General features: G+C 71.2%; 25 protein-coding genes. 21 read left to right on the forward strand and 4 right to left on the reverse strand.

Annotated features, from left to right (window positions below; all coding sequences use genetic code 11):
• The 5 genes from AC1DUQ_RS01205 to AC1DUQ_RS01225 form a co-directional block, all read left to right on the forward strand.
• Positions 1-1,747, forward strand: a 1,747-nt coding sequence (locus AC1DUQ_RS01205; protein WP_477073293.1) for an acetyl/propionyl/methylcrotonyl-CoA carboxylase subunit alpha, incomplete at its 5' end; no start/stop codon positions are given.
• Positions 1,744-2,934, forward strand: a complete 1,191-nt coding sequence (locus AC1DUQ_RS01210; protein WP_477060652.1) for an acyl-CoA dehydrogenase family protein — start codon at positions 1,744-1,746, stop codon at positions 2,932-2,934. The genes AC1DUQ_RS01205 and AC1DUQ_RS01210, both read left to right, overlap by 4 nt.
• A complete protein-coding gene (locus tag AC1DUQ_RS01215; RefSeq protein WP_477060653.1) occupies positions 2,931-3,398 on the forward strand; it encodes a MaoC family dehydratase in 468 nt (155 codons plus the stop codon). The genes AC1DUQ_RS01210 and AC1DUQ_RS01215 overlap by 4 nt, the downstream gene beginning before the upstream one ends.
• Positions 3,386-4,189 (forward strand): HpcH/HpaI aldolase/citrate lyase family protein, encoded by an 804-nt coding sequence (locus AC1DUQ_RS01220; protein ID WP_477060654.1) that lies wholly within the window; start codon positions 3,386-3,388, stop codon positions 4,187-4,189. Before AC1DUQ_RS01215 ends, AC1DUQ_RS01220 begins: the two co-directional genes overlap by 13 nt.
• A 179-nt stretch (positions 4,190-4,368) precedes the next feature.
• Positions 4,369-5,889: an alpha/beta fold hydrolase gene (locus tag AC1DUQ_RS01225; protein WP_477060655.1), complete on the forward strand. Its 1,521-nt coding sequence runs from the start codon at positions 4,369-4,371 to the stop codon at positions 5,887-5,889.
• A gap of 24 nt (positions 5,890-5,913) precedes the next feature.
• Here the strand turns inward: AC1DUQ_RS01225 and AC1DUQ_RS01230 are convergent, their stop codons facing one another.
• A complete protein-coding gene (locus AC1DUQ_RS01230; protein WP_477060656.1) occupies positions 5,914-6,927 on the reverse strand; it encodes a LacI family DNA-binding transcriptional regulator in 1,014 nt (337 codons plus the stop codon).
• 135 nt (positions 6,928-7,062) lie between these two features.
• Here AC1DUQ_RS01230 and AC1DUQ_RS01235 point away from each other — a divergent pair, with 135 nt between their 5' ends.
• The 8 genes from AC1DUQ_RS01235 to AC1DUQ_RS01270 all read left to right on the forward strand — a co-directional run bounded on the left by AC1DUQ_RS01235 (position 7,063) and on the right by AC1DUQ_RS01270 (position 16,068).
• Positions 7,063-8,562, forward strand: a complete 1,500-nt coding sequence (locus AC1DUQ_RS01235; RefSeq protein ID WP_477073294.1) for an ABC transporter substrate-binding protein — start codon at positions 7,063-7,065, stop codon at positions 8,560-8,562.
• A 146-nt stretch (positions 8,563-8,708) separates the two neighbouring features.
• Positions 8,709-9,572, forward strand: coding sequence for a carbohydrate ABC transporter permease (locus AC1DUQ_RS01240; RefSeq protein WP_477060658.1), 864 nt, complete (start codon positions 8,709-8,711; stop codon positions 9,570-9,572).
• Positions 9,573-9,576: 4 nt separating this feature from the next.
• Complete coding sequence (locus AC1DUQ_RS01245) at positions 9,577-10,365, forward strand: carbohydrate ABC transporter permease (RefSeq protein ID WP_477060659.1); 789 nt, start codon at positions 9,577-9,579, stop codon at positions 10,363-10,365.
• A gap of 44 nt (positions 10,366-10,409) precedes the next feature.
• Complete coding sequence (locus AC1DUQ_RS01250; RefSeq protein ID WP_477060660.1) at positions 10,410-11,165, forward strand: SDR family NAD(P)-dependent oxidoreductase; 756 nt, start codon at positions 10,410-10,412, stop codon at positions 11,163-11,165.
• A gap of 72 nt (positions 11,166-11,237) precedes the next feature.
• A complete protein-coding gene (locus AC1DUQ_RS01255; protein ID WP_477060661.1) occupies positions 11,238-12,311 on the forward strand; it encodes a Gfo/Idh/MocA family protein in 1,074 nt (357 codons plus the stop codon).
• The gene (locus AC1DUQ_RS01260) at positions 12,311-12,688 is read left to right on the forward strand and encodes a tautomerase family protein (RefSeq protein WP_477060662.1); all 378 of its coding nucleotides are present in this window, start codon (positions 12,311-12,313) and stop codon (positions 12,686-12,688) included. The genes AC1DUQ_RS01255 and AC1DUQ_RS01260 overlap by 1 nt, the downstream gene beginning before the upstream one ends.
• Positions 12,689-12,710: 22 nt before the next feature.
• Positions 12,711-14,993, forward strand: a complete 2,283-nt coding sequence (locus AC1DUQ_RS01265) for a beta-xylosidase/alpha-l-arabinosidase (protein WP_477060663.1) — start codon at positions 12,711-12,713, stop codon at positions 14,991-14,993.
• Positions 14,994-15,027: 34 nt separating this feature from the next.
• On the forward strand, positions 15,028-16,068 hold the full coding sequence (locus AC1DUQ_RS01270) for a LacI family DNA-binding transcriptional regulator (protein WP_477073295.1): 1,041 nt from the start codon (positions 15,028-15,030) through the stop codon (positions 16,066-16,068).
• On the opposite strand, the gene AC1DUQ_RS01275 is transcribed toward AC1DUQ_RS01270, so the two are convergent.
• Complete coding sequence (locus AC1DUQ_RS01275) at positions 16,046-16,864, reverse strand: DeoR/GlpR family DNA-binding transcription regulator (protein WP_477073296.1); 819 nt, start codon at positions 16,862-16,864, stop codon at positions 16,046-16,048. The genes AC1DUQ_RS01270 and AC1DUQ_RS01275 overlap by 23 nt on opposite strands.
• Positions 16,865-17,137: 273 nt before the next feature.
• On the opposite strand from AC1DUQ_RS01275, the gene AC1DUQ_RS01280 reads away from it, so the two are divergent.
• The 8 genes from AC1DUQ_RS01280 to AC1DUQ_RS01315 all read left to right on the forward strand — a co-directional run bounded on the left by AC1DUQ_RS01280 (position 17,138) and on the right by AC1DUQ_RS01315 (position 25,842).
• On the forward strand, positions 17,138-18,424 hold the full coding sequence (locus tag AC1DUQ_RS01280) for an ABC transporter substrate-binding protein (protein ID WP_477060666.1): 1,287 nt from the start codon (positions 17,138-17,140) through the stop codon (positions 18,422-18,424).
• 80 nt (positions 18,425-18,504) lie between these two features.
• Entirely contained in the window at positions 18,505-19,470 is a 966-nt protein-coding gene (locus tag AC1DUQ_RS01285) for a carbohydrate ABC transporter permease (RefSeq protein ID WP_477060826.1), read from the forward strand.
• Position 19,471: 1 nt separating this feature from the next.
• Entirely contained in the window at positions 19,472-20,356 is an 885-nt protein-coding gene (locus AC1DUQ_RS01290) for a carbohydrate ABC transporter permease (RefSeq protein ID WP_477073297.1), read from the forward strand.
• 52 nt (positions 20,357-20,408) lie between these two features.
• Complete coding sequence (locus AC1DUQ_RS01295; RefSeq protein WP_477060668.1) at positions 20,409-21,269, forward strand: ketose-bisphosphate aldolase; 861 nt, start codon at positions 20,409-20,411, stop codon at positions 21,267-21,269.
• Between the two features lie 37 nt (positions 21,270-21,306).
• Positions 21,307-22,497, forward strand: coding sequence for an ADP-dependent glucokinase/phosphofructokinase (locus AC1DUQ_RS01300; protein ID WP_477060669.1), 1,191 nt, complete (start codon positions 21,307-21,309; stop codon positions 22,495-22,497).
• Complete coding sequence (locus AC1DUQ_RS01305) at positions 22,494-23,435, forward strand: DUF4432 family protein (RefSeq protein ID WP_477060670.1); 942 nt, start codon at positions 22,494-22,496, stop codon at positions 23,433-23,435. The genes AC1DUQ_RS01300 and AC1DUQ_RS01305 overlap by 4 nt, the downstream gene beginning before the upstream one ends.
• Positions 23,435-24,421 (forward strand): class I mannose-6-phosphate isomerase, encoded by a 987-nt coding sequence (locus tag AC1DUQ_RS01310; protein WP_477060671.1) that lies wholly within the window; start codon positions 23,435-23,437, stop codon positions 24,419-24,421. The genes AC1DUQ_RS01305 and AC1DUQ_RS01310 overlap by 1 nt, the downstream gene beginning before the upstream one ends.
• 119 nt (positions 24,422-24,540) lie before the next feature.
• Positions 24,541-25,842: an alkaline phosphatase gene (locus AC1DUQ_RS01315; RefSeq protein ID WP_477073298.1), complete on the forward strand. Its 1,302-nt coding sequence runs from the start codon at positions 24,541-24,543 to the stop codon at positions 25,840-25,842.
• Positions 25,843-25,893: 51 nt separating this feature from the next.
• On the opposite strand, the gene AC1DUQ_RS01320 is transcribed toward AC1DUQ_RS01315, so the two are convergent.
• Positions 25,894-26,718: an alpha/beta fold hydrolase gene (locus AC1DUQ_RS01320; protein WP_477060673.1), complete on the reverse strand. Its 825-nt coding sequence runs from the start codon at positions 26,716-26,718 to the stop codon at positions 25,894-25,896.
• Between the two features lie 61 nt (positions 26,719-26,779).
• Entirely contained in the window at positions 26,780-26,887 is a 108-nt protein-coding gene (locus AC1DUQ_RS01325; RefSeq protein WP_477073299.1) for a DUF5808 domain-containing protein, read from the reverse strand.
• Between the last annotated feature and the right edge of the window lie 58 nt (positions 26,888-26,945).

Below are 26,945 nucleotides of genomic sequence, written 5' to 3' on the forward strand. Positions count from 1 at the left end.
CGCGGTGCTCGACGCCGCGCGCACGGCACGCGCGGACGCGATCCACCCGGGGTACGGGTTCCTCTCCGAGAACGCGGACCTCGCGCGGGCGTGCGAGGCGGCGGGCGTCGTCTTCGTCGGGCCCGGGGTCAAGGCGCTGGAGCTCATGGGCGACAAGATCCGCGCGAAGGAGCACGTGTCGGCCGCGGGGGTGCCGGTGATCCCGGGGTCGTCGTCGACCGGCGCCGCGGACGCGGACCGTGTCGGGTACCCGCTGCTGGTCAAGCCGTCCGCGGGTGGGGGCGGCAAGGGCATGACGGTCGTCGAGCGTGCCGAGGACCTGGCCGACGCCCTCGCCGGCGCCCGTCGGGTGGCCGCCGCGGCGTTCGGGGACGACACCCTGCTGATCGAGCGACTGGTCCGGACCCCGCGGCACATCGAGGTGCAGCTGCTCGCCGACACCGTGGGCAACGTCATCCACCTCGGCGAGCGCGAGTGCTCGCTGCAGCGCCGGCACCAGAAGGTCGTCGAGGAGGCGCCGTCGCCGCTGCTGGACGCCACCACGAGGGAGCGGATCGGCGCGGCCGCGTGCGAGGTGGCGCGGAGCGTCGGCTACGTCGGCGCCGGGACCGTGGAGTTCCTGGTGTCCGACGAGGCGCCGACGGAGTTCTTCTTCATGGAGATGAACACGCGGTTGCAGGTGGAGCACCCGGTCACCGAGCTGGTCACCGGCCTGGACCTGGTGGAGTGGCAGCTGCGGATCGCCGCGGGGGAGCCGTTGGCCGTGCAGCAGGCCGACGTGCGCCTGACCGGTCACGCGATCGAGGCGCGCGTCTACGCCGAGGACCCCCTCCGGGAGTTCCTGCCGAGCACCGGGACCGTGCGCGTGCTCGACGAGCCGACCGGCGAGGGGATCCGCGTCGACAGCTCCCTGTACGCCGGTCTGGAGATCGGGTCCAGCTACGACCCGATGCTGGCCAAGGTGATCGCGTGGGGACCTGACCGGGCCACGGCGCTCGCCCGCCTGGACCGGGCGCTGGCTGGCACCACCGTGCTCGGCGTCCGGACCAACCTCGCGTTCCTGCGGCAGGTGCTGGCCGACCCCGACGTGCGGGCCGGTCGGTTGGAGACCGGGCTGCTCGGACGACTGACTCCTGCGACGGCCGACACCCCGATCCTCGCCGCGGTCCTCGCCCGCCACCCGGCACCCGTCGGCCCCTGGGGGGTGGACGGCTGGCGCCTCGGAGATCCCCGCCCCGTGCGTTACGAGGTCGGAGACGTCGAGGTGGTGGTGCTCGGTCCGCCCGAGGACGCGACCGTGACCGTCGGCGACGACGCGCCCGTCCACGCGGCACTCGAACGCACCGGACCCTCCGCCGTGGCGCTCGAGGTCGACGGCGTGGTGCACCCGCTGCGCCTCGTCTCGGACGGCCCGGTCACCTGGGTCGGCACCTCTGAGCTGCGCTTCCGCAGCCGCGTCGAGCGCCTCGCCGACGAGCTCGCCGCTCTCACCCGCGGCACCCGTCCCGCCGACCCGGAGGTGCGCTCGCCGATGCCCGGCATCGTCGTCTCGGTCGACGTGCGCACCGGCGACCAGGTGGTCGCGGGCCAGAACCTCCTCACCATCGAGGCGATGAAGATGGAGCACCGGGTCGTCGCGCCCAGCGACGGCATCGTCACCCTCACGGTCCGACCGACCGACCGGGTGGCACTCGACCACGTGGTGGCCACCATCACCGGCCACCCCGACGAAGGGACACCGGCATGACCTACGACCTCACCCCCGAGCAGCAGAAGCTCCGCGACGAGGTGCGGGACTTCGCCGACACCGTCGTCGCGCCCGCCGCGTACGAGTACGACACCAAGCGGGAGCTGCCCTACGAGATCCTCGGCCAGATGGGGGAGATGGGGCTGTTCGGCCTGCCGTTCCCCGTCGAGTACGGCGGGCAGGGCCGCGACTACGTGGACCTGTGCCTGGCGGTCGAGCAGCTGGCGCGCGTGGACCAGTCGATCGCCGTGACGCTCGAGGCCGGGGTCGGGCTGGGCGCGATGCCGGTGTGGCGCAGCGGGACCGAGGCGCAGAAGCAGGAGTGGATCCCGATGCTCGCGCGCGGAGAGGCGCTCGCGGCCTTCGGGCTGACGGAGGCCGAGGCCGGGTCCGACGCCGCCGGCACCAAGACCACCGCGCGCCTCGAGGACGGTCAGTGGGTGATCGACGGGACCAAGCAGTTCATCACCAACTCGGGCTCGAAGATCACGCGGCTCATCACGATCACCGCGGTCACGGGCGAGAGCGTGCGCGAGGACGGCTCGGTGAAGAAGGAGCTCACCGCGATCCTGGTGCCGAGCGGCACGCCGGGCCTCACCGTGCTGCCCGCGTACGACAAGGTCGGCTGGCACACGTCCGACACCCACCCGCTGCGGTTCGACGACGTGCGCGTGCCCGAGGCGAACCTGCTCGGGGAGCGCGGCCGCGGCTTCGCGCAGTTCATCCAGACGCTCGACGAGGGCCGCGTCGCGTTCGCCGCCCTGTGCACCGGGGCTGCGCAGGGCTGCCTCGAGGAGGCCATGCGGTACGCCAAGAGCCGGAACGTGTTCGGCCACCCGATCGGCGACAACCAGCACATCGCGTTCACGATCGCCCGGATGGAGGCTCGCGTGCACTCCGCCCGGCTCGCGTGGCTCGACGCCGCCCGCAGGCTCGTCGCCGGGCAGCCGTTCAAGCTCGAGGCCAGCCTGGCCAAGCTCATCGGCAGCGAGGCGGCGATGGACAACGCCCGGGACGCGACGCAGATCTTCGGCGGGTACGGCGTGATGAACGAGAACCCGGTGGCCCGGCACTACCGCGACTCGAAGATCCTGGAGATCGGGGAGGGCACCACGCAGGTGCAGCTCATGGTGATCGCGCGCGAGCTGGGCTTCTCGACGGGCACCTTCTCGGGGGCGCCTCGATGACGCGCGACGTGGAGCAGCGGGGGCTGTACTACGACGAGCTCGAGCTCGACGTCCGGTACGTGCACCGCCCCGGACGCACGATGACCGAGGCCGACAACGTCCTGTTCTCGACGCTGACCATGAACCCGCAGGCGCTCCACCTCGACGCCGCGTGGTCCGCGGAGCAGCCGTTCGGGCAGCGGCTGGTGAACTCGATGATGACGCTGGCCGTGCTGGTCGGGAGCTCCGTGGCGCAGCTGACCCAGGGGACGATCGTCGCGAACCTCGGGTTCACCGACGTCCGGTTCCCGCACCCGCTGTTCCATGGCGACACGCTCTACTCGTCGACGGTGGTGACGGACAAGCGGCTCTCGTCGTCGCGCCCCGGACAGGGTGTCGTCACGCTCGAGCACACCGGCGTGAACCAGGACGACGTCGTCGTCGCCGTCGCGACACGCTCCGTCCTGTTCTGGTGCCGCCCGTGAGAGGCCCTGCGCTGCTCTTCTGTCCGGCGGACCGTCCCGACCGGTACGAGAAGGCCGCGGCCCGCGCCGACTCCGTGATCCTCGACCTGGAGGACGCGGTCAACCCCGACGCCAAGGCGTCCGCGCGATCCCTGCTCGCCACCGTCCCGCTGGACCCCGCGCGCACGATCGTCCGCGTGAACCCCGCTCCCGACCTCGACGACGACCTGCGCGCGCTGGCGCAGACGCCGTACCGCGCCGTGATGCTGGCCAAGACCTCGTCCGCAGACGACGTCCGCGCGCTCGCGGGCTACGAGGTCGTCGCGCTCATCGAGACCGCGGCCGGCGTGGTCAATGTGGCGTCGATCGCAGCCGAGCCGAACGTCGTCGGGCTCATGTGGGGTGCCGAGGACCTTGTCGCGTCGCTGGGCGGGACGTCCAGCCGGGGACCGTCCGGGGCGTACCGCGACGTGGCGATGCACGCGCGTTCCGCCGTGCTGCTGGCAGCCGGCGCGTTCGGGAAGGCAGCCATCGACGCGGTGCACCTGGACATCGACGACGTCGACGGGCTCGCGGCGGAGGCGGCCGACGCCGCGGCCTGCGGGTTCACCGCCACGGCGTGCATCCACCCGTCGCAGGTCGAGGTGGTCCGGGCCGCCTACCGGCCCGGTGTGGCCGAGGTCGAGCGGGCGCGTGCCGTGCTCGCCGCCGCGATCGGGCAGCACGGGGCGTTCCGGTGGGAGGGGCAGCTGGTCGACGGCCCGGTGCTCAAGCACGCGCAGGAGGTGCTGCGCCGCGCGGTGCACGACTGAGGCGCGTGCACCTGCGGGATGTTCCGCCGCGTCGCGTCACCACGTCATCGCCGATCGACTCGGGACCACCGACCCTGGTACGGGCGATGCTGCTGAGCAGGCTGGAAGGGGACCGGTCGGCGCGTCGATGCCGGGCAGCGAGGCCCGCACACGAGCCGGCCGGGGCCGCGGAGGCGATCATGGCCAGCACGATGAACCCCGTCCGCGCGGAGTCGACCGGCGGCCCGCTGCCGAGGACGGGGGTCCGGCGCTGGGCACCGCTCGCGGGCGTGCTCGTGCTGGCCGCCCTGACCGGGTTGCTGACCGGCCAGGTCGCACCGCTCGGTCCCGTGTCCGCGCTCGGCGCCCTGGTCGTCATGGCGACCGGCGCCGGACTGGGCCTCGTCGGCGGGCTCGTCGTCCGCTCCGCGTGGGTCGTCGTCCCGCTGGCCGTCGTGCACGTCGCTGCGATCGAGATCGCCCGCAGCGACGTGCTGCTCCCCACCGTGCACGACGTCCGGATCGACTCGATGTGGGGCCTGGCTGCGCTCGTCCTCGGCCGAGGGGTCACCGCGCTGCTGCTCGTCCTGCCGATGATCCTCGGCGCACGCGTCGGAGCAGGCAGGACGCGACGGCGGGACGGCAGGCTCGGCACCGCGGTGGTCGGGGTGCTCACTCTYGGGCTGGCCGTCGTCGTGGCGCTGCCCGCCGGCACCCCGCCGGTACGCGACGCCGGCGGCGAGATCGTGCCTGGAAGCATCGCGACGCTCGACACGGTCGCCCTCGGCGGCGATCCCCACACGGTGATGGTCCGGGCCGCCGACCCCGATGCCCCGGTGCTGCTGTACCTGTCCGGCGGTCCCGGGCAGTCCGACCTCGCGCTGGCCCGGGCCCTGTCCGAGCCCTGGGTCGACGACGTGGTGTTCGCGACCTTCGACCAGCGGGGCAACGGCACGTCCTATGCCGCGCTCCTGCCCACCGAGGAGGCCACGCTCGACCGGGCGGTCGCCGACGTCATCGACCTCACCCTGTACCTCCGAGCGCGGTTCGACGAGGACAAGGTCATCCTCATGGGAGAGTCCTGGGGCACGATCCTCGGCGTCCTGGCGGTCGAGCGGCGGCCCGACCTGTTCCACGCCTACCTCGGCAGCGGTCAGATGGTCGACGTCACCGAGACGGACCGGCGGATCTACCGCGACCTCGTCGCGTACGCGGAGCGGACCGACGACCAGGCGGTCGCGGACCTGACCGAGCGGATCGGGGAGCCGCCCTACGCCGACCTGCCCTGGGCGAACGCCGACGTCATGCTCGCCTACGAGTACCTCTACGGGTCGTACATGCCGTCCGAGGGCTACGTGGCACGCGGCGACGCCTCCCGGCTGGACGCGTTCGGTGTCAAGGGCGTCGAGTACACGCTCGTCGACAAGGTGGACGTGCTCCGGGGGTTGATGGACACCTTCGCGGTGATGTACCCGCAGATCCAGGGCCTGGACCTGCGCCGAGAGGTGCCGCGGCTGGAGGTCCCGGTGTTCGTGCTCGACGGGGCTGCGGAGCTGGACGGCCGGCGCGACCTCGCCCTCGAGTGGTACGCGGCGCTGGAGGCGCCGACGAAGCGGCTCGTCACGTTCCAGGACGCCGCGCACGCGGTGGCGTTCGAGCAGGCCGACGCCGTCGACCGGCTGCTGGTGGACGAGGTGCTGCCGCTCGTGGTGGACCGCTGACGAGGTGGTGCCGGGCGCCCGCGCCTACGCGGTCGCGCGCGGAGGCGCCGTCGACTCCCGCTCGATGACGGACGTGGCCAGCTCGAGCCGGCGCGTCGGCGACGACCCGTCGCGCGACATCTCGATCACCATCCGCGTCGCCTCGCGCGCCATCTCGGCGAGTGGCTGCCGCACGGTCGTCAGCTGCGGCGAGACCCACTGACACAGCTCCACGTCGTCGAACCCGACGACGGAGAGGTCCTCCGGGATCTGGATGCCGCGGGCGCGGGCCGTCTGGTAGACGCCGTAGGCCTGCTCGTCCGAGCCGGAGAGGATCGCCGTCGGCGGGTCGGCGAGGTCCAGCAGCTCACGGGACCGGGTGCGCCCACCCTCGACCAGCGAGTCCCCGTGCCGGACGAGCGCGGGGTCGAAGTCGATGCCCGCGTGCTGCAGCGCCGCCCGGTACCCGTCGAGGCGGTCCCGGTGGCAGACCTGCTCGATCGGGCCGGTGATCATCCCGATGCGGCGGTGCCCCAGCGCGATCAGGTGCTCGGTGGCGTCGCGGCCACCCGCCCAGTCGGTCGCCGCGACGGTCGCCAGCGACGGGTCCCCGGTTCCGACAGGGTCGACGAGCACGACCGGCATCCGCAGGCGGGCCAGCTCGTCCCGGCCGGCCGGGAGCAGCTCCGACACGACGAGCACGACGCCGTCGGACCCCCGCTCGGCGAGGTGGTCGAGCCAGTCGGGAGTGCCGACGGGATTCCCGTGCGTCGTGGTGACGACGAGGTCGGCACCCCAGCGCGCGGCCTCGGCCTGTGCTCCTCGCAGGAGCGCAGTCGCCCACTGGGTCTCGAGCCCGCTGATCACGAAGTCGACCAGCCCGCTGCCCTGGCTCTGCCGCTCCCTGCGCTCGTACCCGTGCTCGACGAGGAGCCGCTCGACCTCCCGCCGGGTCGCCACCGAGACGCCCTTCCGGCCGTTGAGGACCTTGGACACCGTCGGCACCGAGACGCCTGCCGCCGCGGCCACGTCCGCGATCGTCACTGCCTTGCCGCTCATCCCGATCCCCGTCCTGTCCTGCCCGCACGTTGACGAGTGCGCGTCCACGACCTATCGTAAGCGCAAACGAAAGTTGCTAGAAACTTTCGCACTCGACGACGAGGGCAGGTGGACGTGGTGGGTCAGGGACGCGGCGTGCAGCTCGTCGAGACACACCCGGCACCAGCGGCCGAGCCGCTGCTGAGGGCCCCGGACGCCCAGGTCTCGATCACCACCCCCACACGCCCGTCCACCGAGGACGAGCAGAACTGGAGAACAGTCATGCGGACGTCAACGACGACGCTACGAGGCCGCCGCATCGCGGTCGCCGCCGCGCTCGGCCTCGCCCTCGTGGGCCTCAGCGCGTGCTCGGGCAGCCCCGACGCAGCAAGCGCGCCCGGCTCGGCCACCTCGGGTGACATCACCTGGTGGGGCTGGACCCCGGACAAGACCAACGCCGACAAGCTCATCGCGGCGTTCAACGAGGAGTACCCCGACATCAACGTCGAGTTCGTCTCGAAGCCGATCGACTCCTACGACTCGGTGCTGAGCCCCGCGATCACCTCGAGCGACGGACCGGACGTCTTCAACCTCGCCCCCGGCTCCGCGAACGGCGGCGTCCAGACCTACGAGGGTGGCGCGATCGACCTCACCTCCGCGGTCGAGGGAGCGCTCGGCAGCGACTGGCGGGACAAGCTCGCACCCGCGGGCGTCGACGGCCTCACGGTCGGCGACAAGCTGGTGGCACTGTCCGCGGGAGCCGTGTACTCGGGCGGCCTCTGGATCAACCAGGGCATCTTCGACCAGTTCGGACTCGCCGCGCCGACCACGCTCGCCGAGTGGAAGGACGTCTGCGCGACGCTCGAGTCGAACGGCCAGGGCTGCTTCGTCCAGGGCGCCGGCCAGTGGGCGTTCGACATGGACACGTTCCAGGCGATCGCGAACAACGTCGACCCGGGCTCGTACATCAAGGCGACCCAGGGTGAGATCGCCTGGACCGATCCGGAGCTCGTGACGGCGATGGACCTGTGGAAGGGCSTCTTCGACGACGGGATCATGCAGGAGGGCGCCGTCGGCCTGCAGCAGTACCCGGACGCCAACAACGCCTTCATGTCGGGCGAGTACGCGATGGTCATGATGGGCACCTGGTACACCCAGTACGCCGTCAAGGACAGCATGGTCGCCGCGATGGAGGCGGCCGGTGTCGGAAGCCCGACGCCCATCACCATGACGCCGATCGAGTTCCCTGACCTGGCGGGCACGGGGCACACCGGATCGATGTTCGGGGACGCCGACTACGGCCTCGCCGTGAGCGCCCGCTCGGACGAGCAGGCAGCAGCGACGACCTTCGCCCTGTGGCTGACGACCAGCACGGTCGGGCAGCAGGCCGTCGCCAACACCCTGAACGACATCCCGGCGCTCAAGGGAATCACCCCGGCGTGGGACACGATCGACCTGGTCGACCCGGCCTCCCAGCGCGACGCGCTGCAGGCCTACACCGAGGCGGCCGGCGCCGCGAGCGAGCCCCGGTTCGCGACGGTGAGCGCCGACCTCAACAGCGCGCTGCGCGACGCCTTGATCGGCGTGGCGTCGGGGTCGATGACCTCCGAGGACGCGCTGGCGATCCCGCAGGGCGTGCAGGAGCAGGAGAAGTGAGCACCCGCACCGCGACGGCCACCCGGCAGGGACGGTCGTAGGCAGCCATGAACGCAGCAACGACGACGCAGCTCCCGTCGGGGAGGCCGGTCTCCACGACCGGCCGCCCCGGCGGGGGCGGGGGCGGGGCTCCCAGGAAGCGTCACATGCAGGCACCCGGGCTTCCGTGGATCCTGCCCGCGGTCGTCCTGGTCGTGGGCCTCGTCTACTTCTCCATCGGGTACACCGGGTACGTCTCCACGCTGGACTGGAACGGCTTCATCCTGAGCACCCCCGAGCACGTGGGGGCGAGCAACTACACCCAGATGGTCGCCGATCCCGTGTTCTGGCGAGCCATCTGGCACACGGCCTACTTCTTCGTCATCACGTTCACGGTGCAGACGCTGCTCGGGTTCGTGTTCGCCGCGCTGCTGCACTCGCGCCTGCGGCTGGGGGCGGTCTACAAGGTCCTCATCTTCGTGCCGACCGTCTTGGCCCCCGCCACCATGGCGCCGGTGTTCCGGCAGGTCTTCGACGCCGACGGCCAGTTCAACTGGCTCCTCGACCACCTCGGGCTGGACGCGCTCGCCAGGCCGTGGCTCGCGGAGCCGGGGACCGCGATGGCCGTCGTGATGGCGATCACGATCTGGCAGTGGACCGGTCTGACGTTCATCCTCTTCTACGCCGCGATGGGGCAGATCGACCCTGAGGTCCTCGAGGCCGCACGGATCGACGGGGCCGGGGCCGTCCGCACCCTGCGCTCGATCGTGTGGCCGATGTGCAAGGGCACGACGGCCGCGCTGGCGATGCTCGGGCTGATCGGCGCGCTCAAGACCTTCGACGTCCCGTACCTGGTCACCAAGGGCGGACCGAACCACGGGACCGAGTTCCTGGGCACGTACATCTACCAGACGATGGTGCAGGAGAAGCACTTCGGCTACGCGGCCGCGATCTCCGTCGCCCTCCTGGTCCTCGCCATCGGCGGAGGCGTGCTCATGAGCATCCGCAACCGCCGCGCCGAAGGGAGATAGCGCCGTGTTCGACACACGCCGTCGCAGCACCCGCATCGTGCTGCAGCTGATCGCCACCGTCCTCGTCCTGCCGTTCCTCGCGCCCCTGGTCGCGATGGTCGCGGGGTCGCTGGCCGGCCGCGGTATCGGCAACTACCAGAAGGTGTTCGCCACGGGGGTCGTCGGGACGTACTTCCGGAACAGCATCCTCATCGCGGCCGCAACGATCGCCATCGTCTACGTCTGCACCATGCTCGCCGCGTTCGGCTTCGCCAAGCTGCGGATCGCGGGCAAGGAGATCTGGTTCTGGATCCTCGTCGCCGCTCTGACCATGCCGGAGGCCGTGCTGCTCACGCCGCTGTTCGTCACCGCCTCGACGTTCGACATGTACAACGAGCTCATCGCGGTGATCCTGCCTCTGGCGGCGTTGCAGGTGCCCTTCACCGTCCTGCTGGCGCGCAACTTCCTGGCGGGCGTGCCCAACGAGCTCATGGAGGCCGCCCGCGTCGACGGCGCGAACATCCGGCAGGTGTTCTGGAGCATCGTGCTCCCGCTGACCCGTCCGATCGCCGCCGCGATCGTGGTGCTCACGCTCATCAACGCGTGGAACGCCTACCTGCTGCCGATGCTGATGCTCAACGACCCGGACAAGCAGGTGGTCACCCTGCTGCCGTCGTTCTTCACGAGCCAGTACACGAACGACCAGACGGGCGTGCTCGCCGCCGCGGTGATCACCGCCGTGCCCGTGATCGTGGCGTACCTGCTCCTGCAGAAGTACTTCGAGCGCGGCCTGGCGGCGGGGGCCCTGAAGTGAACGGACCCGGACCGACAGACACCCCGACCACGGAGGACCTCGCGATGACGCACGGAACCGGACAGCTGGACGGTCGGCTCGCGGTCGTCACCGCGGGGACGGCCGGGATCGGGCGCGCGGTGGCCGCGCGGTTCGTGGCCGAGGGGGCCGACGTGGTGGTCACGTCGCCGTCCCAGGAGCAGATCGACGACACCGTGGCCGACCTGGGGCCGCGCGTCACGGGCGTCCGAGGCGATGCGAGCAACCTCGCCGACCTCGACGTCCTGGCGGGGCTGCTGCGGGCCGCGGGCCGGCCGGTGGATGTGCTCGTGGCCAACGCCGGCCGCGACGTCGTCCCCACCGACGTCGCGGAGACGTCCGCCGAAGCGTTCGACACCGTCGCCGACCTGAACTTCCGCGGCACGTTCTTCACCGTGCAGAAGGTCGTCCCCCTGATGCGCGACGGCGGCACGATCGTGCTCACGTCGTCGATCGCGGGACACAACGGTGGCCCCGGCCATGCGGTCTACAACGCGACCAAGGCTGCGGTGCGATCGCTCGCCAGGACCGTGACCGCGGAGCTGCGCACGCGGCGCATCCGCGCCAACGCGATCAGTCCGGGTCCGACCGCGACCGCCGGGTTCGCCCAGTTCACCGGGGGCAGCGAGGACGTCGAGCGTGACGTCGTCGCGATGATCCCGGTCGGTCGGGTCGGGCGCCCCGAGGAGGTCGCGGCGGCGGTGCTGTTCCTCGCCTCGGACGAGTCGAGCTACGTCGCCGGCGCCGAGCTGGTGGTCGACGGCGGGATGAGCCAGGTCTGACCGCTGGTCGGTCGCCGCACGACGCCGCCGGGTCCCGGCGGCGCACAGGACAGTCGAGAGGAAGTACGTCTGGTGCACGATCCAGTGAGATTTGCCGTCATCGGGAGCGGTTGGCGCTCCGAGTTCCACCTCCGGGTCGCTCAGGCGGCCCCGGACCGGCTGCAGGTGGTGGGTGTCGTCACGCAGTCGGCGGCCGAGGGGGAGCGCATCACGGCGCGGTGGGGTGTACCCAGTGTGCAGAGCATCTCCGACGTGCTGGCGCTCGAGCCGGAGTTCGTCGTGGCAGCCGTGTCGTGGCCGGCGATGCCGGACGTGGTGCGCGAGCTCGTCGCCGCCGGGGTGGACGTCCTGGCGGAGACGCCGCCGGCCCCCGACCTGGAGGGTCTGCGCTCGCTGTGGCAGGACGTCGGCGAGTCCGGGCTGGTGCAGGTGGGGGAGCAGTACGCGCTCATGCCCGGCCACGCGTCCCGGCTCGCCGTCGTGCGAGAGGGGGTGATCGGCGCCGCGACGTCGGTGGAGATCGCCTCCACGCACCTCTACCACGCGGTCTCGCTGGTGCGGGCGTTCCTGGACGTCGACATGGACGACACGACGGTCACGGCACGCACGTTCCAGGCGCCGCTGGTGGACCCGCTGACCTTCGACGGCTGGGTCACCGATCCGCAGCCTTCGCCCCGGACCACGACGATCGCGACGCTGGACTTCGGCGACGGGCGTATGGGCCTGTACGACTTCGTCGACAACCAGTGGTGGAACCCGCTGCGCAGCCGCCGGATCGTCGTGCGTGGCTCTCTCGGCGAGATCGTCGACGACACCGTCACACGGCTCACCCCGGCCGGGCCGGTCACCTCGCCGATCGTCTACCGCCGCACCGGTGTGGACATGAACCTCGAGGGCAACGACGTCGTGCACGCCTCGTTCGACGGACGCGTCGTCTACACGAACCCCTGGGTCGGCACCCGGCTCTCCGAGGACGACATCGCGGTCGCCAGCCACCTGGCGGCGATGGGTCGATGGGTCCGGGGTGAGGGGTCCGCGCCCTACCCGCTCGCGCAAGCCTGCCAGGACCACGCGCTGGGCCTGGCCATCGAAGAGTCCGCACGTACCGGCGCGGACGTCCGCGTCGCCAAGGAGGTCTGGGTCTGATGCCGCTCGTCACGATCGAGGTCGCGGACACCGTCCCGGCCGCCACGCGGCGGGCCTACGCCGACGCCGTCAACGCCGGGCTCGTCGAGGGTCTGGGCATGGACGTCGAGGACCGGTTCCAGGTGATCCACCCGCTGCCGGCCGACGGCATCATCGCCGACCCCCACTACCTCGGGGGCGAGCGCCGCGACGTCGTCTACATCCGCATCCTCATGGTCCGCATGTACGGCGTCGCGCAGAAGCGGGCCATGTACGAGGCCGTCGCCAGGCACCTCGAGGCGGAGGGCGTCCGGCCGGACGACGTGTTCATCGCCGTGACGGAGAACCAGCTCGAGGACTGGTACCCGGGCGCGCGCGGGGCCCGCGAGAGCCACTGACGACGAGATCGGACGAGAGACGATGACGACTCAGGTGCAGGACGCGACGGACCGTGCCGTGGCGCTGCTCGCGGGGATGACGCTCGAGGAGAAGCTGGCGCAGCTCGTCGGTGTCTGGGTCGATGCCGGCTCGGGCGAGGGCGTCGCGCCGATGCAGGCGGCGATGGTCGACGACTCCCCGCCGTTCGAGGAGTTCGCCCGTCACGGCATCGGGCAGATCACGCGGTTCTACGGCACGGCACCCGTGGAGCCCGTTGCTGCCGCGCGATCGCTGCGCGAGCGGCAGCGCTGGCTCGTCGAGCACACACGGACCGGCATCCCCGCGGTCGTGCACGAGGAGTGCCTGACGGGGTTGGCGGCGTGGCGGGCCACGACGTTCCCGGCTCCCCTCATGTGGGGGGCGTCGTTCGACCCCGACCTCGTGCGCGAGATGGGACGAGCGATCGGGGCGTCCATGCGGTCGCTCGGCGTCCATCAGGGGCTCGCCCCGGTACTCGACGTCGTTCGCGACGCGCGCTGGGGTCGCGTCGAGGAGTGCATCGGTGAGGACCCCTATCTCGTCGGGTCGGTGGCGACCGGCTACGTCCAGGGCCTGCAGGACGCGGGAGTCGTCGCGACGCTCAAGCACTTCGTCGGGTACTCGGCATCCCGCGCCGGCCGCAACCTGGCCCCGGTGCACGCCGGTCCCCGCGAGGTCGCCGACGTCCTGCTGCCGCCGTTCGAGATGGCGGTCCTGGACGGCGGCGCCCGATCGGTCATGCACTCGTACGCCGAGGTCGACGGCCTGCCCGCCGCCGCCGACTCGGCCCTGCTGACAGGCATCCTGCGGGAGCGCTGGGGGTTCGACGGCGTCGTGGTCGCCGACTACTTCGGTGTGGCGTTCCTCCAGTCTCTCCACGGCGTGGCGGCCGATCTCGGGGACGCGGCCGCGCAGGCACTGACCGCTGGCGTCGACGTCGAGCTGCCCACGGGCAATGCCTACCTCGCGCCGCTGGAGGTCGCCGTGCGCGCCGGAGTCGTCGACGAGGCCCTCGTCGACCGCGCCGTCGTGCGCGTGCTGCGGCAGAAGGCCGAGCTCGGGCTCCTCGACTCGCGGTTCGACGAGCCGGAGCCCGACCCGGGGACCCTCGACCCGGTCGAGCACCGCGCGCTCGCCGCACGGATCGCCCAGGAGGGCGTGATCCTGCTCTCGAACGACGGCACGCTCCCGCTTGCGCCGACCGCCCGCCTGGCGGTGATCGGCCCGAACGCCGACCGTGCGACGGCACTGTTCGGCTGCTACTCGTTCGCCAACCACGTCCTGGTCCATCACCCCGAGGTGCAGCTCGGCATCGACGTGCCTACCGTCCTGGACGCCCTGCGCACCGAGCGGCCGAGCACCCACGTCGTGTTCGCCGAGGGGTGCACGGTGGACGGACCCGACCGCACGGGCATCCCGGACGCCGTGGCGGCTGCGCGCGACGCGGACGTCGCCGTCGTGGTGGTGGGCGACCGTGCGGGGCTCTTCGGGCGTGGCACGTCGGGAGAGGGCTGCGACGCGGACGACCTCGAGCTGCCCGGCGTGCAGCGAGAGCTGGTCGAGGCCGTGCTGCAGACTGGTACGCCCGTCGTCCTCGTGCTGGTGACCGGTCGCCCGTACGCCGTGGGGTGGGCCCTCGACTCCTGCGCGGCCGTGGTGCAGGCCTTCTTCCCGGGCGAGGAGGGCGGGGCGGCCATCGCGGGCGTCCTCAGCGGGCGGGTCAACCCGTCGGGTCGGCTTCCGGTCAGCATCCCGCGCTCGGGCGACACCCAGCCGTACTCCTACCTGCACCCGCCGCTGGGCGCCTTGTCGTCGGTCTCGAACCTCGACCCCACGCCCGCCCGCCCGTTCGGTTTCGGCCTCTCGTACACCACGTTCGTGCACCAGGACCTGACGGTCGCGGCGCCTGTCGCCACCGACGGCATGATCGAGGTCAGCGTCCGCGTGACCAACACCGGTGACCGGGCGGGTGCGGATGTCGTCCAGCTCTACGGCCACGACCCCGTCGCGTCGATCACGCGACCGGTCGCGCAGCTGCTGGGGTACGCGCGGCTCGAGCTGGATCCGGGCGAGACGGCGGTGGTCCGGCTCTCGGTGCCCACGCAGCGGCTGGCGTTCAGCGGGCGTGACCTGGTCCGGGCCGTCGAGCCCGGGGTCGTCGAGCTGTGGGTCGGCGCGTCGTGCGAGGTGCGCGAGACCGAGGCGGCGGTCGAGCTCACCGGCGACGTGCACCGGGTCACCACGGCGGACCCACGGCAGGTGCGCGTCCGCATCGACCGCCGGTGATCGCGCGGGCCCCGGCGCTCCGGTCGGTGCGCACGTGAGGGCCACCATCAATGACGTCGCGCGGCAGTCCGGTGTCTCGATCACGACGGTCTCGCGGGTGCTCAACGACCGCGCGGGGGTGTCCACGTCGACCGCGGTCCGGGTGCGTCAGGTGATGCGGCGTCTCGAGTTCGAGCCGAGCCTCGCCGCGAGGTCCCTGCGTTCCGCCCGTGCCGGCGTCGTCGGGCTGCTGGTCGCGGAGTTCGACTCCTTCAGCTGCGAGATCCTTCAGGGCGCCTCCGCGGCGTTGGCCACCACGGAGTACGGGTTGCTCGCCCTCACCAGCCGGCCACGGTCGCCATTCGTGCCTGGCTGGGAGCAGCGGGGAATCTCCGCGCTGGGGAGCACGCTGATCGACGGCCTGATCATCGTCGCGCCGACGATGCCCGACCCGCGACGCCACATCCCGGTGGTGGCCATCGAGCACCACGCGCGGCCCGAGGGCATGGCGACGGTCGACTCCGACAGCTTCGCCGGGGCGGTCCGCGCCACGAGACATCTCGTTGCGCTCGGCCACGAGCGCGTCGGGTTCCTGGGCGGGAGCCCCGAGGTCGCGTCGTCGCGGCTGCGCGAGGCGGGCTTCCGGTCCGCGATGGCCGGCGCGGGGATCGAGGTCGATCCTCGGCTGGTGGCGGTCGGCGGGTTCCGACGGGAGCTGGCCGTCGGACCGGCGATCCGGATGCTGTCCGCGCGACGACCACCGACCGCCATCTTCGCAGCCAACGACCTGTCGGCGCTCGGAGTGATGGACGCGGCGGCCCGCCTCGGGGTCCGCGYCCCCGACGAGCTCTCCGTCGTCGGTTACGACGACATCCCGGAAGCGGGCCAGACACACCCTCCGCTCACGACAGTGAGCCAGCCCCTGCGCCGGATGGGCGCCGAGGCGGTCCTGCTCCTGCTGCGTCTCCTCGGCGCCGATCCGCCGACGATCGGTCACGTGCACCTGCCGACGGAGCTGGTCGCGCGCGGGTCGAGCGCGCCGCCGCGGCCCGCTGCTCCCGAGGCGGAGCGGCTCAGCCGGCGTCGGCCGGCATGACGACCTCGACTCCTGCGGACTCCAGCGCGGCTGCGAGGTCCTGCGGCGGGGGAGCGTCGGTCACCAGGTAGTCCGCGCGGCCCAGCTCGGCGATCTGCGCGAACAGCCGGCGGCCGAACTTGCTGGAGTCGGCGAGGACGGCGACCTTGGCGGACCGGTCCATCATCGCGCTCATCATCGCGGCCTCGCCGAGGTTGCTGGTGGAGTAGCCCGCGTCGGCGCTGACCGCCCCGACGCCGATGAGCGCGAGATCGCAGCGGATGTCGCGGTCCGCGCCGCTCTCGGTGGGGAACGCGACGGCGCCGATGGTGCCCTGCGCGCTSAGCCGGACGACGCCACCGAACACGTAGAGGTCGCGGAACGCGAGCGGGTTGATCTCGGTCGGYATGCGCAGCGAGTTGGTCGCGACCGTGAGATCCCGGTGCTCGGAGAGGTGGCGCGCGACCGCCAGCGTCGTCGTGCCGGCATTGATCATGAGCGCGGCCCCGTCGCGCACCAGGCCCGCGGCCAGCGCGCCGATCTGGTCCTTCGCCGACGTCTGCAGGCGCAGGCGGACATCCACGCCGGTGTCCGGGCGGGGGACGGCCTGCGGGCTGATCGCGCCGCCGTGCGTGCGGATGAGGACACCGTCGGCGTCGAGGGCGTCGAGGTCGCGCCGGATGGTGTCGGCGGAGACGTCGAACCGCTCGGCGAGGTTGGCGACGGTCACCTGTCCCTGCTCGGCGACGTACGCCGCGAGGTCGGCCTTGCGGCCCGCGGGGAGGCGCCGTGACGTGCCGTCGGTGGTCGCTGACATGGGAGTACTGAAGCACACGTTTGCGGGTTTGTGCGAGAACTCGCAGGCCCGCACGAGCGGGGTACAGGCGTCCTCTATCAGACGTCTGCCCAGTTCAGATGCGAACCAGCAGGTAGATCTCGTGCCGAGGCACGCTCGGCCCTCAGGTCACGGAGTGGTTGCGAGTCGCAAGCACGGCTTGACGACGCAGATCCACGGGTCTACGTTGGCGGAAACACGCAGAAGTGCGCAGACAGTCGCACGAAGCGGCAGATTCCGAGGATGGGGRGAGTCATGAGCAAGGGCGCTCACGTTGGACGCTTCATTGCACTCACCGGTGTTACGGCACTCGCGCTCGCGGCCTGCTCAGGGGGCGGCGGGTCCAGCTCGGACGGCGACGGCGACTCGGGGGGTGACGTCACTCTCGAGTTCTCGCAGTGGTGGGAGCCCGAGCTCCCCGACGGCGCCTTCCGCGAGCTGATGGACAAGTTCGAGGCCGAGAACCCCGGCATCACGGTCGACCTGCTGTCAGGCCCGTACGCCTCCACCAAGGAGCAGGTGGTCGCGGGCGCGGCCGCCGGCACCATGTCGGACGTCGTCGGCCTCGACGGCGCGTGGGTCAGCGACTTCGCCGACCAGGGCGCGATCACCGACCTGTCCGCGGTCATGTCGGAGGCGGGCTACGACGAGTCGCAGCTGGCCAGCCAGGTCCAGGTCGACGGCAAGACGTACATGATCCCGGTGGTGAACTTCGTCTATCCGATGTTCACCAACGACGACCTGCTGGCCCAGGCCGGCGTGACGGCACCGCCCACCAACCGCTCGGAGTTCGCGGACGCCGCGGCCAAGGTCACCAGCGGCGAAGCCCACGGATGGGTGCTCCCGCTCTCGCTCGAGGCTCCCAACGGGATCCAGAACGACGTCATGTCGTGGGTGTGGGCGTCCGGCGGCTCGATGCTCAAGGACGGCCAGCCCGCACTCACGGACAACGAGGACGTCACCAGCGCCACGGACTACATCCAGGACCTGTGGGACGCCGGCGTCATCGCCCCCGGCTCCTTCACCATGAAGGAGCAGGACAAGGTCGAGGAGTTCAGCAACGGCCGGGTCGGCATGATGATCGACTCGCTCGCCCACGTGAACCTGATCCGCGAGTCCAACCCGGACCTGAACTTCAGCATCTCGGCGATCCCGGCCGAGGACGGGTACACCGGCGAGCGCGGCATCCCCTACGCCTCGTGGGGCATCGGCATCGCCGAGAACTCGGAGCACAAGGCCGAGGCGTTCAAGCTCGTCGAGTTCCTCATGAGCGAGGAGACCAACAGCGAGCTGTCGTCGATCGCCAACGCGTTCCCCGGCAACACGACCTCCGTCCCCGACTTCGTCGAGGAGGACGAGCTGTTCGGCACCGCGTTCGAGATCTACCAGTCGGGCTTCCCGGCCAACGAGTTCACCGGCCTGCCCGTGGCCGAGCAGCTCATGCGCGACTTCGGCGAGGAGTTCCAGAAGGCGCTCGACGGCCAGCAGTCGATGCAGGACGCGCTTGCCGCGGCCCAGACCAAGTGGGAAGAGGAGTTCTAGGCCACCAGCCCGGAACACCCGGGCCGCGCCGGACACGCCTCCGGCGCGGCCCACCCCCTCAGGGAGAGAGCCCCGTGTCCATGTCACAGACCACCAGCCCCGAAGCGGAGGCCCGGCCCACCAAGGCCGCCCCGCCCCCGGGTGCAGACTCCGCCCGGACGCGCACCATCGGCCGGATCAAGCGCACGCTGACGCCCTACGGATTCCTCAGCCCCACCGGCGTCCTCCTGATCATCCTGATGGTCACGCCGATCATCATGGTCGTCAGCTACTCGCTGCTCGACCGGGTGATCACCAACAAGAACCCCGCGTTCGTCGGCTTCGAGAACTACGTCGAGGTGCTCACCGACCCGGTGTTCTTCACCGCGGTGCGCAACACGCTCGTGTTCACCATCTCGTCGGTGGTCGTGCACTTCGTGATCGGCCTGGCGTTCGCCCTGCTGCTGAACTCGCCCCTGCTGGGCAACCGGAGCAAGGCGTTCTTCCGGGTGCTCTACATCCTCCCGTGGCTGTTCACGGTGGCGATCGTGGCGGTGCTGTGGCGGCTGCTGCTCAGCCCGAACGGGGTCATCAACTACCTGCTCGGCACCACCGGGATCACCGACGGCAACACCGAGTGGCTGGCCAACCCGTCGACCGCGCTGGCGGCCGTCACGTTCATCAACATCTGGTCGGGCTACCCGTTCTTCATGATCTCGCTGCTGGCCGGCCTGCAGGGCATTCCCCGCGACCTGTACGAGGCGGCGAAGGTCGACGGCGCGGGCGCACTGGCGCAGTTCCGCAACGTCACGCTCCCGCAGCTGAAGCCGATCATCATCTCGATGGCGCTCCTGGACTTCATCTGGACGACGCAGCAGTTCGCGCTCATCTGGATGACGACCGGTGGAGGACCCATCAACTCCACCGAGGTGCTCTCCACGTTCACGTACAAGCTCGCGTTCACCGAGTACGAGTTCTCCGTCGCCTCCGCGTCCGCGGTCCTCGTGCTCCTCATGTCGATGGTTCTCGCGTTCTTCTACGTGCGGCACCAGAAGGCGAGGGACTGAGATGACCACGCTGGCCACCCCGGCGGTCACCGCGGAGCGCCCCGCGCTGCGCACACCGCCCAAGCACACCGGCAAGAAGGTGGCGATCGTCGCCGCCCTGGTCCTCGGCGCCTGCTTCTCGGCGCTGCCCGTGGTGTGGATGCTCTCCAGCTCGTTCAAGTCGAACCCGGAGATCTTCGAGTTCCCGCCGCGCCTGATCACGCCCGGCTTCTCGTTCGACGCGTACACGACGATCCTCACCGACCCGACCAAGCTGCGGTTCTTCTTCAACAGCTACGTCATCGCGCTCGCGGTGACCGCCCTGTCGCTGATCGTCGCGGTACACGCGGCGTACGCGTTCAGCCGGTACGAGTTCTGGGGCAAGAAGACCATCAACGTGGTCGTCGTCTCCGTCCAGGCCGTCCCGCCCATCACGTTGCTGATCCCGTACTTCGGGCTCGTCGTGGCGCTCAAGCTCTACAACACCTACCAGGGCCTGATCCTCACCTACATGGTGTTCACGCTGCCTTACGCGATCATCATGATGACGGGCTATTTCAACACGCTCCCCAAGGAATTGGACGAGGCCGTCAAGGTGGACGGGGCCGGTCCGCTGACCGCATTGTGGCGCATTCTCATGCCCATCTCGGTGCCCGGTCTGGTGTCGGTCGGCGTGTACACGTTCATGATCTGCTGGAACGAGTTCCTGTTCKCGCTCACGCTGACCAGGACCGAAGACATGCGCACGGTTCCCATCGGCATCCAGCTCCTCATGGGCCAGCACTCGTACGAATGGAACGAGATGATGGCGATGAGCATTCTCGGGTGCATTCCCGTGCTGCTCCTCTTCCTCTTCTTCCAGCGCTACTTCATCGGGGGGATGACCGCCGGCGCCGTGAAGATCTAGTACCCCCCAATCCTCAGAAACACACACACAGGAAAGTTGACACACCATGTTGATGAACGGCCGAGACCTGCTCGCGGTGGCGAACGAGAATTACTTCGCCATCCCCGCCTTCAACATCAGCGACTACGCGATGGGCAAGGGGATCTTCGAGATCTCCGAGAAGCTGAACGCCCCGCTGATCGTGGCGATCCACCCCGACGAGGTCTCGCACATCGGTGGTGACGCGCTCGCCGCGCTCATCCAGCGCGCGCACCGGTCGTCGGTGCCGGTCGCGATCCACTGGGACCACGGCGGCACCTACGAGCAGGTGCTCCTGGCGATCCAGCTCGGGTTCACGTCGGCCATGATCGACGCGTCGATGCAGCCGTTCGAGGACAACGTCGCGATCACCAAGAAGGTCGTCGACACCGCGCACGCGGTCGGCCTGTCGGTCGAGGGCGAGCTGGGCACCATCGGCAAGCTCGACGAGCAGGCGGAGGACGGCGTGCTCGTCGACCAGATCGCGTTCACCGACCCCGCCGAGGCCGTCGAGTACGTCCAGCGCACCGGCGTGGACAGCCTCGCGATCGCCATCGGCACCGCGCACGGCCTGTACCCGAAGCACGTGACCCCCCAGCTGAAGCTCGACCTGCTGCAGGAGATCAAGGCGCTCCTGCCCATCCCGCTGGTGCTGCACGGCGGCTCGGGCAACCCGGACGACGAGATCGGTCAGTCGGTCAAGCTCGGGGTCAACAAGATCAACATCTCGAGCGACATCAAGGTGGCGTACCACGACAAGATGCGGGAGGTCCTGGCGGACACCTCGCTGCGTGAGCCCAACTCGATCCAGCCGCCGTGCATCGCCGCGATGCAGGAGGTCGCCGCGCAGAAGATCCACCTGTTCGACGCGGCCGGCAAGGCCGACCTGTACTGATCACCCGCACGACCACGACACGAGGAGCAGGCGACCGATGAGCACGAGGTTCGTGCTGGGCATGGGCGGCACGGTGGACTACGAGATCCGCTGGGACGCGGCCGTGCTGGAGCAGCTGGCCGCGGAGCACCGGATCGGTCCTGAGGACCTCGACCTGGCGGCCCCGGTCGAGTCGGTGCGCGACCTCGTGCGGAGCCTGCTCGCATTCGTCCGCGACGGTGTCGGGGGAGAGCGGTTCGTCGCCTCCTCCGACATCGTCGAGGAGCTCGCCGCGCGCTTCACCAAGGAGGTCACGCTCGGGGGGACGTGCGTGCGGGCGGCGATCGCGATGGATGTGCTCGGGGTGCCGAGCACGATGCACCTGGTCTCGATCGACGACAACGTCCGTCGGCTGCTGCCCGCGTCGGTCGACTACGTGTCGAGCGCCGAGCGCGACTCCCTCGACCCGCACCTGATCGTGCAGTACCCCGCCGGGGCGCGGGTGCGGGTGGGTGACGCCGAGCTGGTGGCCCCGCACCCCAACCGGATCATCTACGCCAACGACCCGCCACACCGCGAGCTGCGCATCGCCGCCGACCTGCCGGAGGCGCTGCGCACGGCGGACGTCTTCCTGCTCTCGTCCTTCAACGTCATCCAGGACCCGGCCACCCTGGAGTCCCGCCTGACGCAGGTGCGCGAGGCCATGCGCGTGCTCCCGCCGGACGCCCTCGTCGTGTTCGAGGACGCGGGCTACCACGTACCGGCGCTGAGCCGGCGGGTCCGCGACGAGATGGTGTGGGCCGCCGACGTCTACAGCCTGAACGAGGACGAGATGCAGGCCTACCTCGGCCGCCCGGTGGACCTGCTCGACGCGCCCACGGTGGCGAAGGCCGTGGAGGAGCTGCACGCGCTCGTCCCCGCGCCGACGCTCGTGGTGCACACCAAGTACTGGGCGCTCGCGGTCGGGCAGCGGGCGGTCGCGCTGCGTCCGGCCCTCGTCGGGGGGATCACGATGGCCAGCACCCGGTACCGGCTGGGGGACGGGTTCACCGCGGACGACTACGCCGCCACGCGCGCCATGACCGCACCGGCGGTGGGGCAGCGGGTCGCCGCCGAGGTGGCGGACCTGCTGGGCGCCGACGCGTGCGTGGTGCCCGCGCTCGACCTGAGCGACGTCGCGGCGCCGACGACGATCGGGCTCGGCGACTCGTTCGTCGGCGGCTTCCTCGCAGCGCTGGACCGGCGATGACCGCCTGGGCCGAGCTGACCGACGACGGCCGGATCTCCCAGCCGGAGGCGCTCGCGAGCGTCGAGGTGCGGGGTGGCGTGATCGCCGTGCGGCTGGCCGGAGGCCTCGCGTTCGACGTCCTGCCGGACCGTGGCCTCGACCTCGGTGCCACGTGGTGGGGTTCGACGCCGGTCGCGTGGCGCTCCCCGAACCCCGTCGACCCGGGCCCGGGGAGGGACTGGGAGTCGCGCTTCCTCGGCGGGCTGCTCGCCACGTGCGGTCCCGACAACATCGGCGAGCCGCGCGGGTCGTCGGGCCAGCACGGCACCCACCACCTCACTCCTGCGACCGACGTGCACTGGTCGCGGGAGCGGCTGGGGGACGCCTGGCAGGTGTGCGTGACGGGCACGGTCGCGCACACCTCGCTGGGTGGTCCACGCATCCTGGTCGAGCGGTCGATCCTGGCGACGACCGGTGTCCCGGCGGTCGAGGTCAGCGACGTCGTCCGCAACGTCGGGGACGAGCCGGTCGGCGTCCCGCTGCTCTACCACGTCAACCTCGGCGCGCCGCTCCTGCGCCCCGGTGCGCGCCTGCACGTCGACGCGGACGAGTGGGTGGTCCGCGAACCGCTCCCGGAGGGTCGGCACCCGCTGGTCACCCCGGAGCCGGCGCCCGGTCTCGCGCCCGTGGTCGCCGAGCACCTCGGCGTGCGGGGCGCGCGTGCGACGCTCGTCGGCGACGAGGAGCTCCCCGACGTCGTCGTCACCTGGACCGGCGCGACACTGCCCCGGCTGTGCACCTGGAGCTGGCCCGCCCGTGGCGCGTACGTGCTCGGCGTCGAGCCCACCAACGCGCCCCTGTTCGGCCCGGCGCGGGACCAGCCGCACGCCGGCGCCCCCGTGCTCGAGCCCGGCGCGACCTGGCGCACGGGTGTCCGCATCGCGATCGAAGGGCTCTGATGAAGCCGCTCTACCTGCCCGCCAACCAGCCTGCCGACCGGTTCTACGCCGGGGGACGTCAGATCGCCCAGTTCCGCGGCGCCGGACCGGCGGCCAGCCACGAGCCCGAGGACTGGGTGGGATCGGCGACCTGCGTGTTCGGGCAGGAACCGGTCGGCCTGACCGTGCTCCCCGACGGCCGGCTGCTCCGCGACGCGGTCGACGCCGACCCGGTGGACTGGCTGGGCGCCGAGCACGTCGCCGCGTTCGGCTCCGACCCGGCCCTGCTGGTCAAGCTGCTCGACGCCGGTCAGCGTCTGCCGGTGCACGCGCACCCGGACGTCCCGTTCGCCGCCGAGCACCTCGGGCTCGCGCACGGCAAGACCGAGGCGTGGGTGGTGCTCGAGCCCGCCCGCGTGCACCTGGGGTTCACGCGGGACGTCGGCGTCGACGAGCTGGCCGGCTGGGTGCGGACGCAGGACACCGACGCGATGCTCGACGCGATGCACGTGCTCGACCTCGACGCCGGCGACGCGGTGCTGGTCCCCGCCGGCCTCCCGCACGCGATCGGCGAGGGTGCGTTCGTCGTCGAGCTCCAGGAGCCGACCGACCTGTCGATCCTGCTGGAGTGGTCCGGGTTCGAGATCGACGGGGCCGCCGACGGGCACCTCGGGCTGGGGTTCGACGTCGCGCTCGCGGCGGTGGACCGGCGCGGTTGGACCGCCGACGAGATCGCCCGGCTGCGGGGCGCGACCGCGGCGTCGTCGGGGGACCTGCTCCCGGAGGCGTCGGCGTTCTTCCGGGTGGAGCGGTGGACCGGTGCGCGTGCGCTCGACGCCGGTCTCGCGGTGCTCGTCGTCGTCGCGGGCGACGGAGTCGTCGTGGCGGGTGGGGAGTCGTCGCCGCTGCGGTCCGGTCAGACGGTCCTGCTCCCCGCCGCCGTCGGGCCGGTCGCGCTCGAGGGCGGCGATCTCCAGGTGGTCGTCTGCCGCCCGCCGCGGCCCTGACCTGCGAGTTCACCGACTCGCGTTGCACTCTCACCCGTTCGGTCGAACGATGGGCGGCACGGGGGATGCTCCGGCCGACGTCAAGGTGAACAGCGAAGTTCGACCGAGGGACGGCAGAGATGCTCAGCTCACGACGCACATGGATGGGAGCCGGCGGCGCCGCGGTGCTTGCGGCCGGGCTGGTGACGGGCGGGGTCGCGACGGGCGGTGACGGCGTCGACCGCGGACGCGGCAACGACCGCGTGGTGGCCAAGAACGTGATCTTCATGGTCGGCGACGGCCTGAGCATCGCGGCGAGGGAGGCCACGCGGCTCGCGACCGTCGGTCAGGACGGCCAGCTGGAGATGGACTCGCTGCGGTACGCGGGGTGGACGCACACCGACTCGGCGGACCCGGAGGAGGCGGTCACCGACTCCGCCGCCGGTGCGACGGCGTTCGCCGCGGGCGTGCGCACGTACAACGGGGCCGTGTCCGTGGATGTCGACGGCACCCCGGTGAAGACGCTGCTCGAGTACGCGAACGATCTGCGCAAGTCGACGGGACTGGTGTCGACGGCGCAGGTGACGGACGCCACACCCGCCGCGTTCGGCTCGCACGTGCCCGACCGCGGCGACCAGAGCGAGATCGCGCGCCAGTTCATCGAGGTCACGCAGCCGGACGTCATCCTCGGCGGCGGCGAGGACTGGTGGTACCCCGTGGGCGATCCGGGGGCCTACCCGGACGACCCGGCGGACCCGCGTCCGGAGGTGAGCAAGAGCACCATCGGCAACCTGGTCGAGCTGGCCGAGGGTGCCGGCTACGACTACGTCAGCACCCCTGCGGAGCTCGCGGCGACGGACTCCGAGAAGATCCTCGGGCTGTTCGCCAACGAGGAGATGTTCGAGCAGTTCCCCGAGGGGCAGGGCGACGAGTACGCGCCGGTGGTGCCGCTGACGGACATGACGGCGAAGGCCCTCGAGGTGCTCTCCCAGGACCGGCGGGGCTTCTTCCTCCTGGTCGAGGAGGAGGCCATCGACGAGATGGAGCACGCCAACAACGCCGCGCTCACCCTGAAGGCCGGTCAGGCCCTCGACGCCACGGTGGCCCTGGTCCGGCAGTTCGCCGCGTCGCACCCCGGCACCCTGGTCGTCGTGGTCGGTGACCACGAGACCGGTGGGCTGGCCATCGAGAACGTCTCGTCGAGCGACGAGTCGGGCGACCCGACGAGCACCGTCCCCGGCGTCCTGCAGAGTCTCGAGGACGGGCCGTTCCCGATCGCGAACAGCGACCTGCAGTTCACGATCGACTGGACGACGAGCGGGCACACGGGCGCCGCGACGCCGCTGACCGCCGAGGGGCCGGGGGCCGAGCGGCTGGCGCGGTCGCAGGACAACACCGACGTGTTCACGGTGGTCCTGGACGCGATGCGCGGCCGGCGCTGACGCACGACGAGGGCGGCTGTGCAGACGTGCAGCCGCCCTCGTCGTCCGTGCTCAGGACTGGAGGAACTCCAGCAGGTCCGCGTTGATCGTCGCGGCCTCGGTGGTCGGCATACCGTGCGGGAACCCGGGATAGGTCTTCAGGGTGCCGTTCTGCAGCAGCTGCGCTGAGAGCGGTGCGGAGTCGGCGTAGGGGACCACCTGGTCGTCGTCCCCGTGCATGACGAGCACGGGGACGGTGATCTTCTTCAGGTCCTCGGTGAAGTCGGTCTGCGAGAACGCGACGATGCCGTCGTAGTGCGCCTTGGCGCCGCCCATCATCCCCTGGCGCCACCAGTTCTCGATGATCGCCTCGGACGGGTCGCGGCCGGGCCGGTTGAAGCCGTAGAACTCGGTGGCGGCCAGGGCCCGGTAGAAGTTCGACCGGTTGGTGGCCACCTGCTCCTGCAGCCCGTCGAACACGGCCTTCGGCAGGCCACCGGGGTTGGCGTCGGTCTGGACCATGATCGGCGGCACCGCGCTGATCAGGACCGCCTTGGCGACGCGGCTCTCGCCGTGCCGGGCGATGTAGTGCACGACCTCGCCGCCGCCGGTGGAGTGGCCGATGTGGACGGCGTCGTGCAGGTCGAGGTGCTCGGTCAGGGCGGCCAGGTCGTCGGCGTAGTGGTCCATGTCGTGGCCGTCGCTCGTCTGCGTGGACCGGCCGTGGCCGCGGCGGTCGTGCGCGATGACGCGGTAGCCGTGCTGGAGGAAGAACAGCAGCTGGGTGTCCCAGTCGTCGGCCGAGAGCGGCCAGCCGTGGCTGAAGACGAGCGGCTGTCCTGACCCCCAGTCCTTGTAGAAGATCTTGGTGCCGTCGGTCGTCGTGATCGTGCCCATGGGTGACCCTCCGGGAGCTCGGGAACGGTCATCCGAGACTAAGCGGGCACCGCCCGGTTGCCTAGGTCACCCGCTGCCGGACGAGCTCCACGATGCGGCCGGCGTTCAGCGTCCAGCCGACTCCGAACACGCGCGGGCTGATCACGTGGGCGCCCTCGGGGTCCCACATGCGCTCCTTGAACCGCGCCACCGTCGGCACCCGGAAGTCGTAGGGGACGAACCCCGCC

The sequence above is a fragment of the Cellulomonas sp. P4_B5_2 genome, from assembly GCF_056402235.1.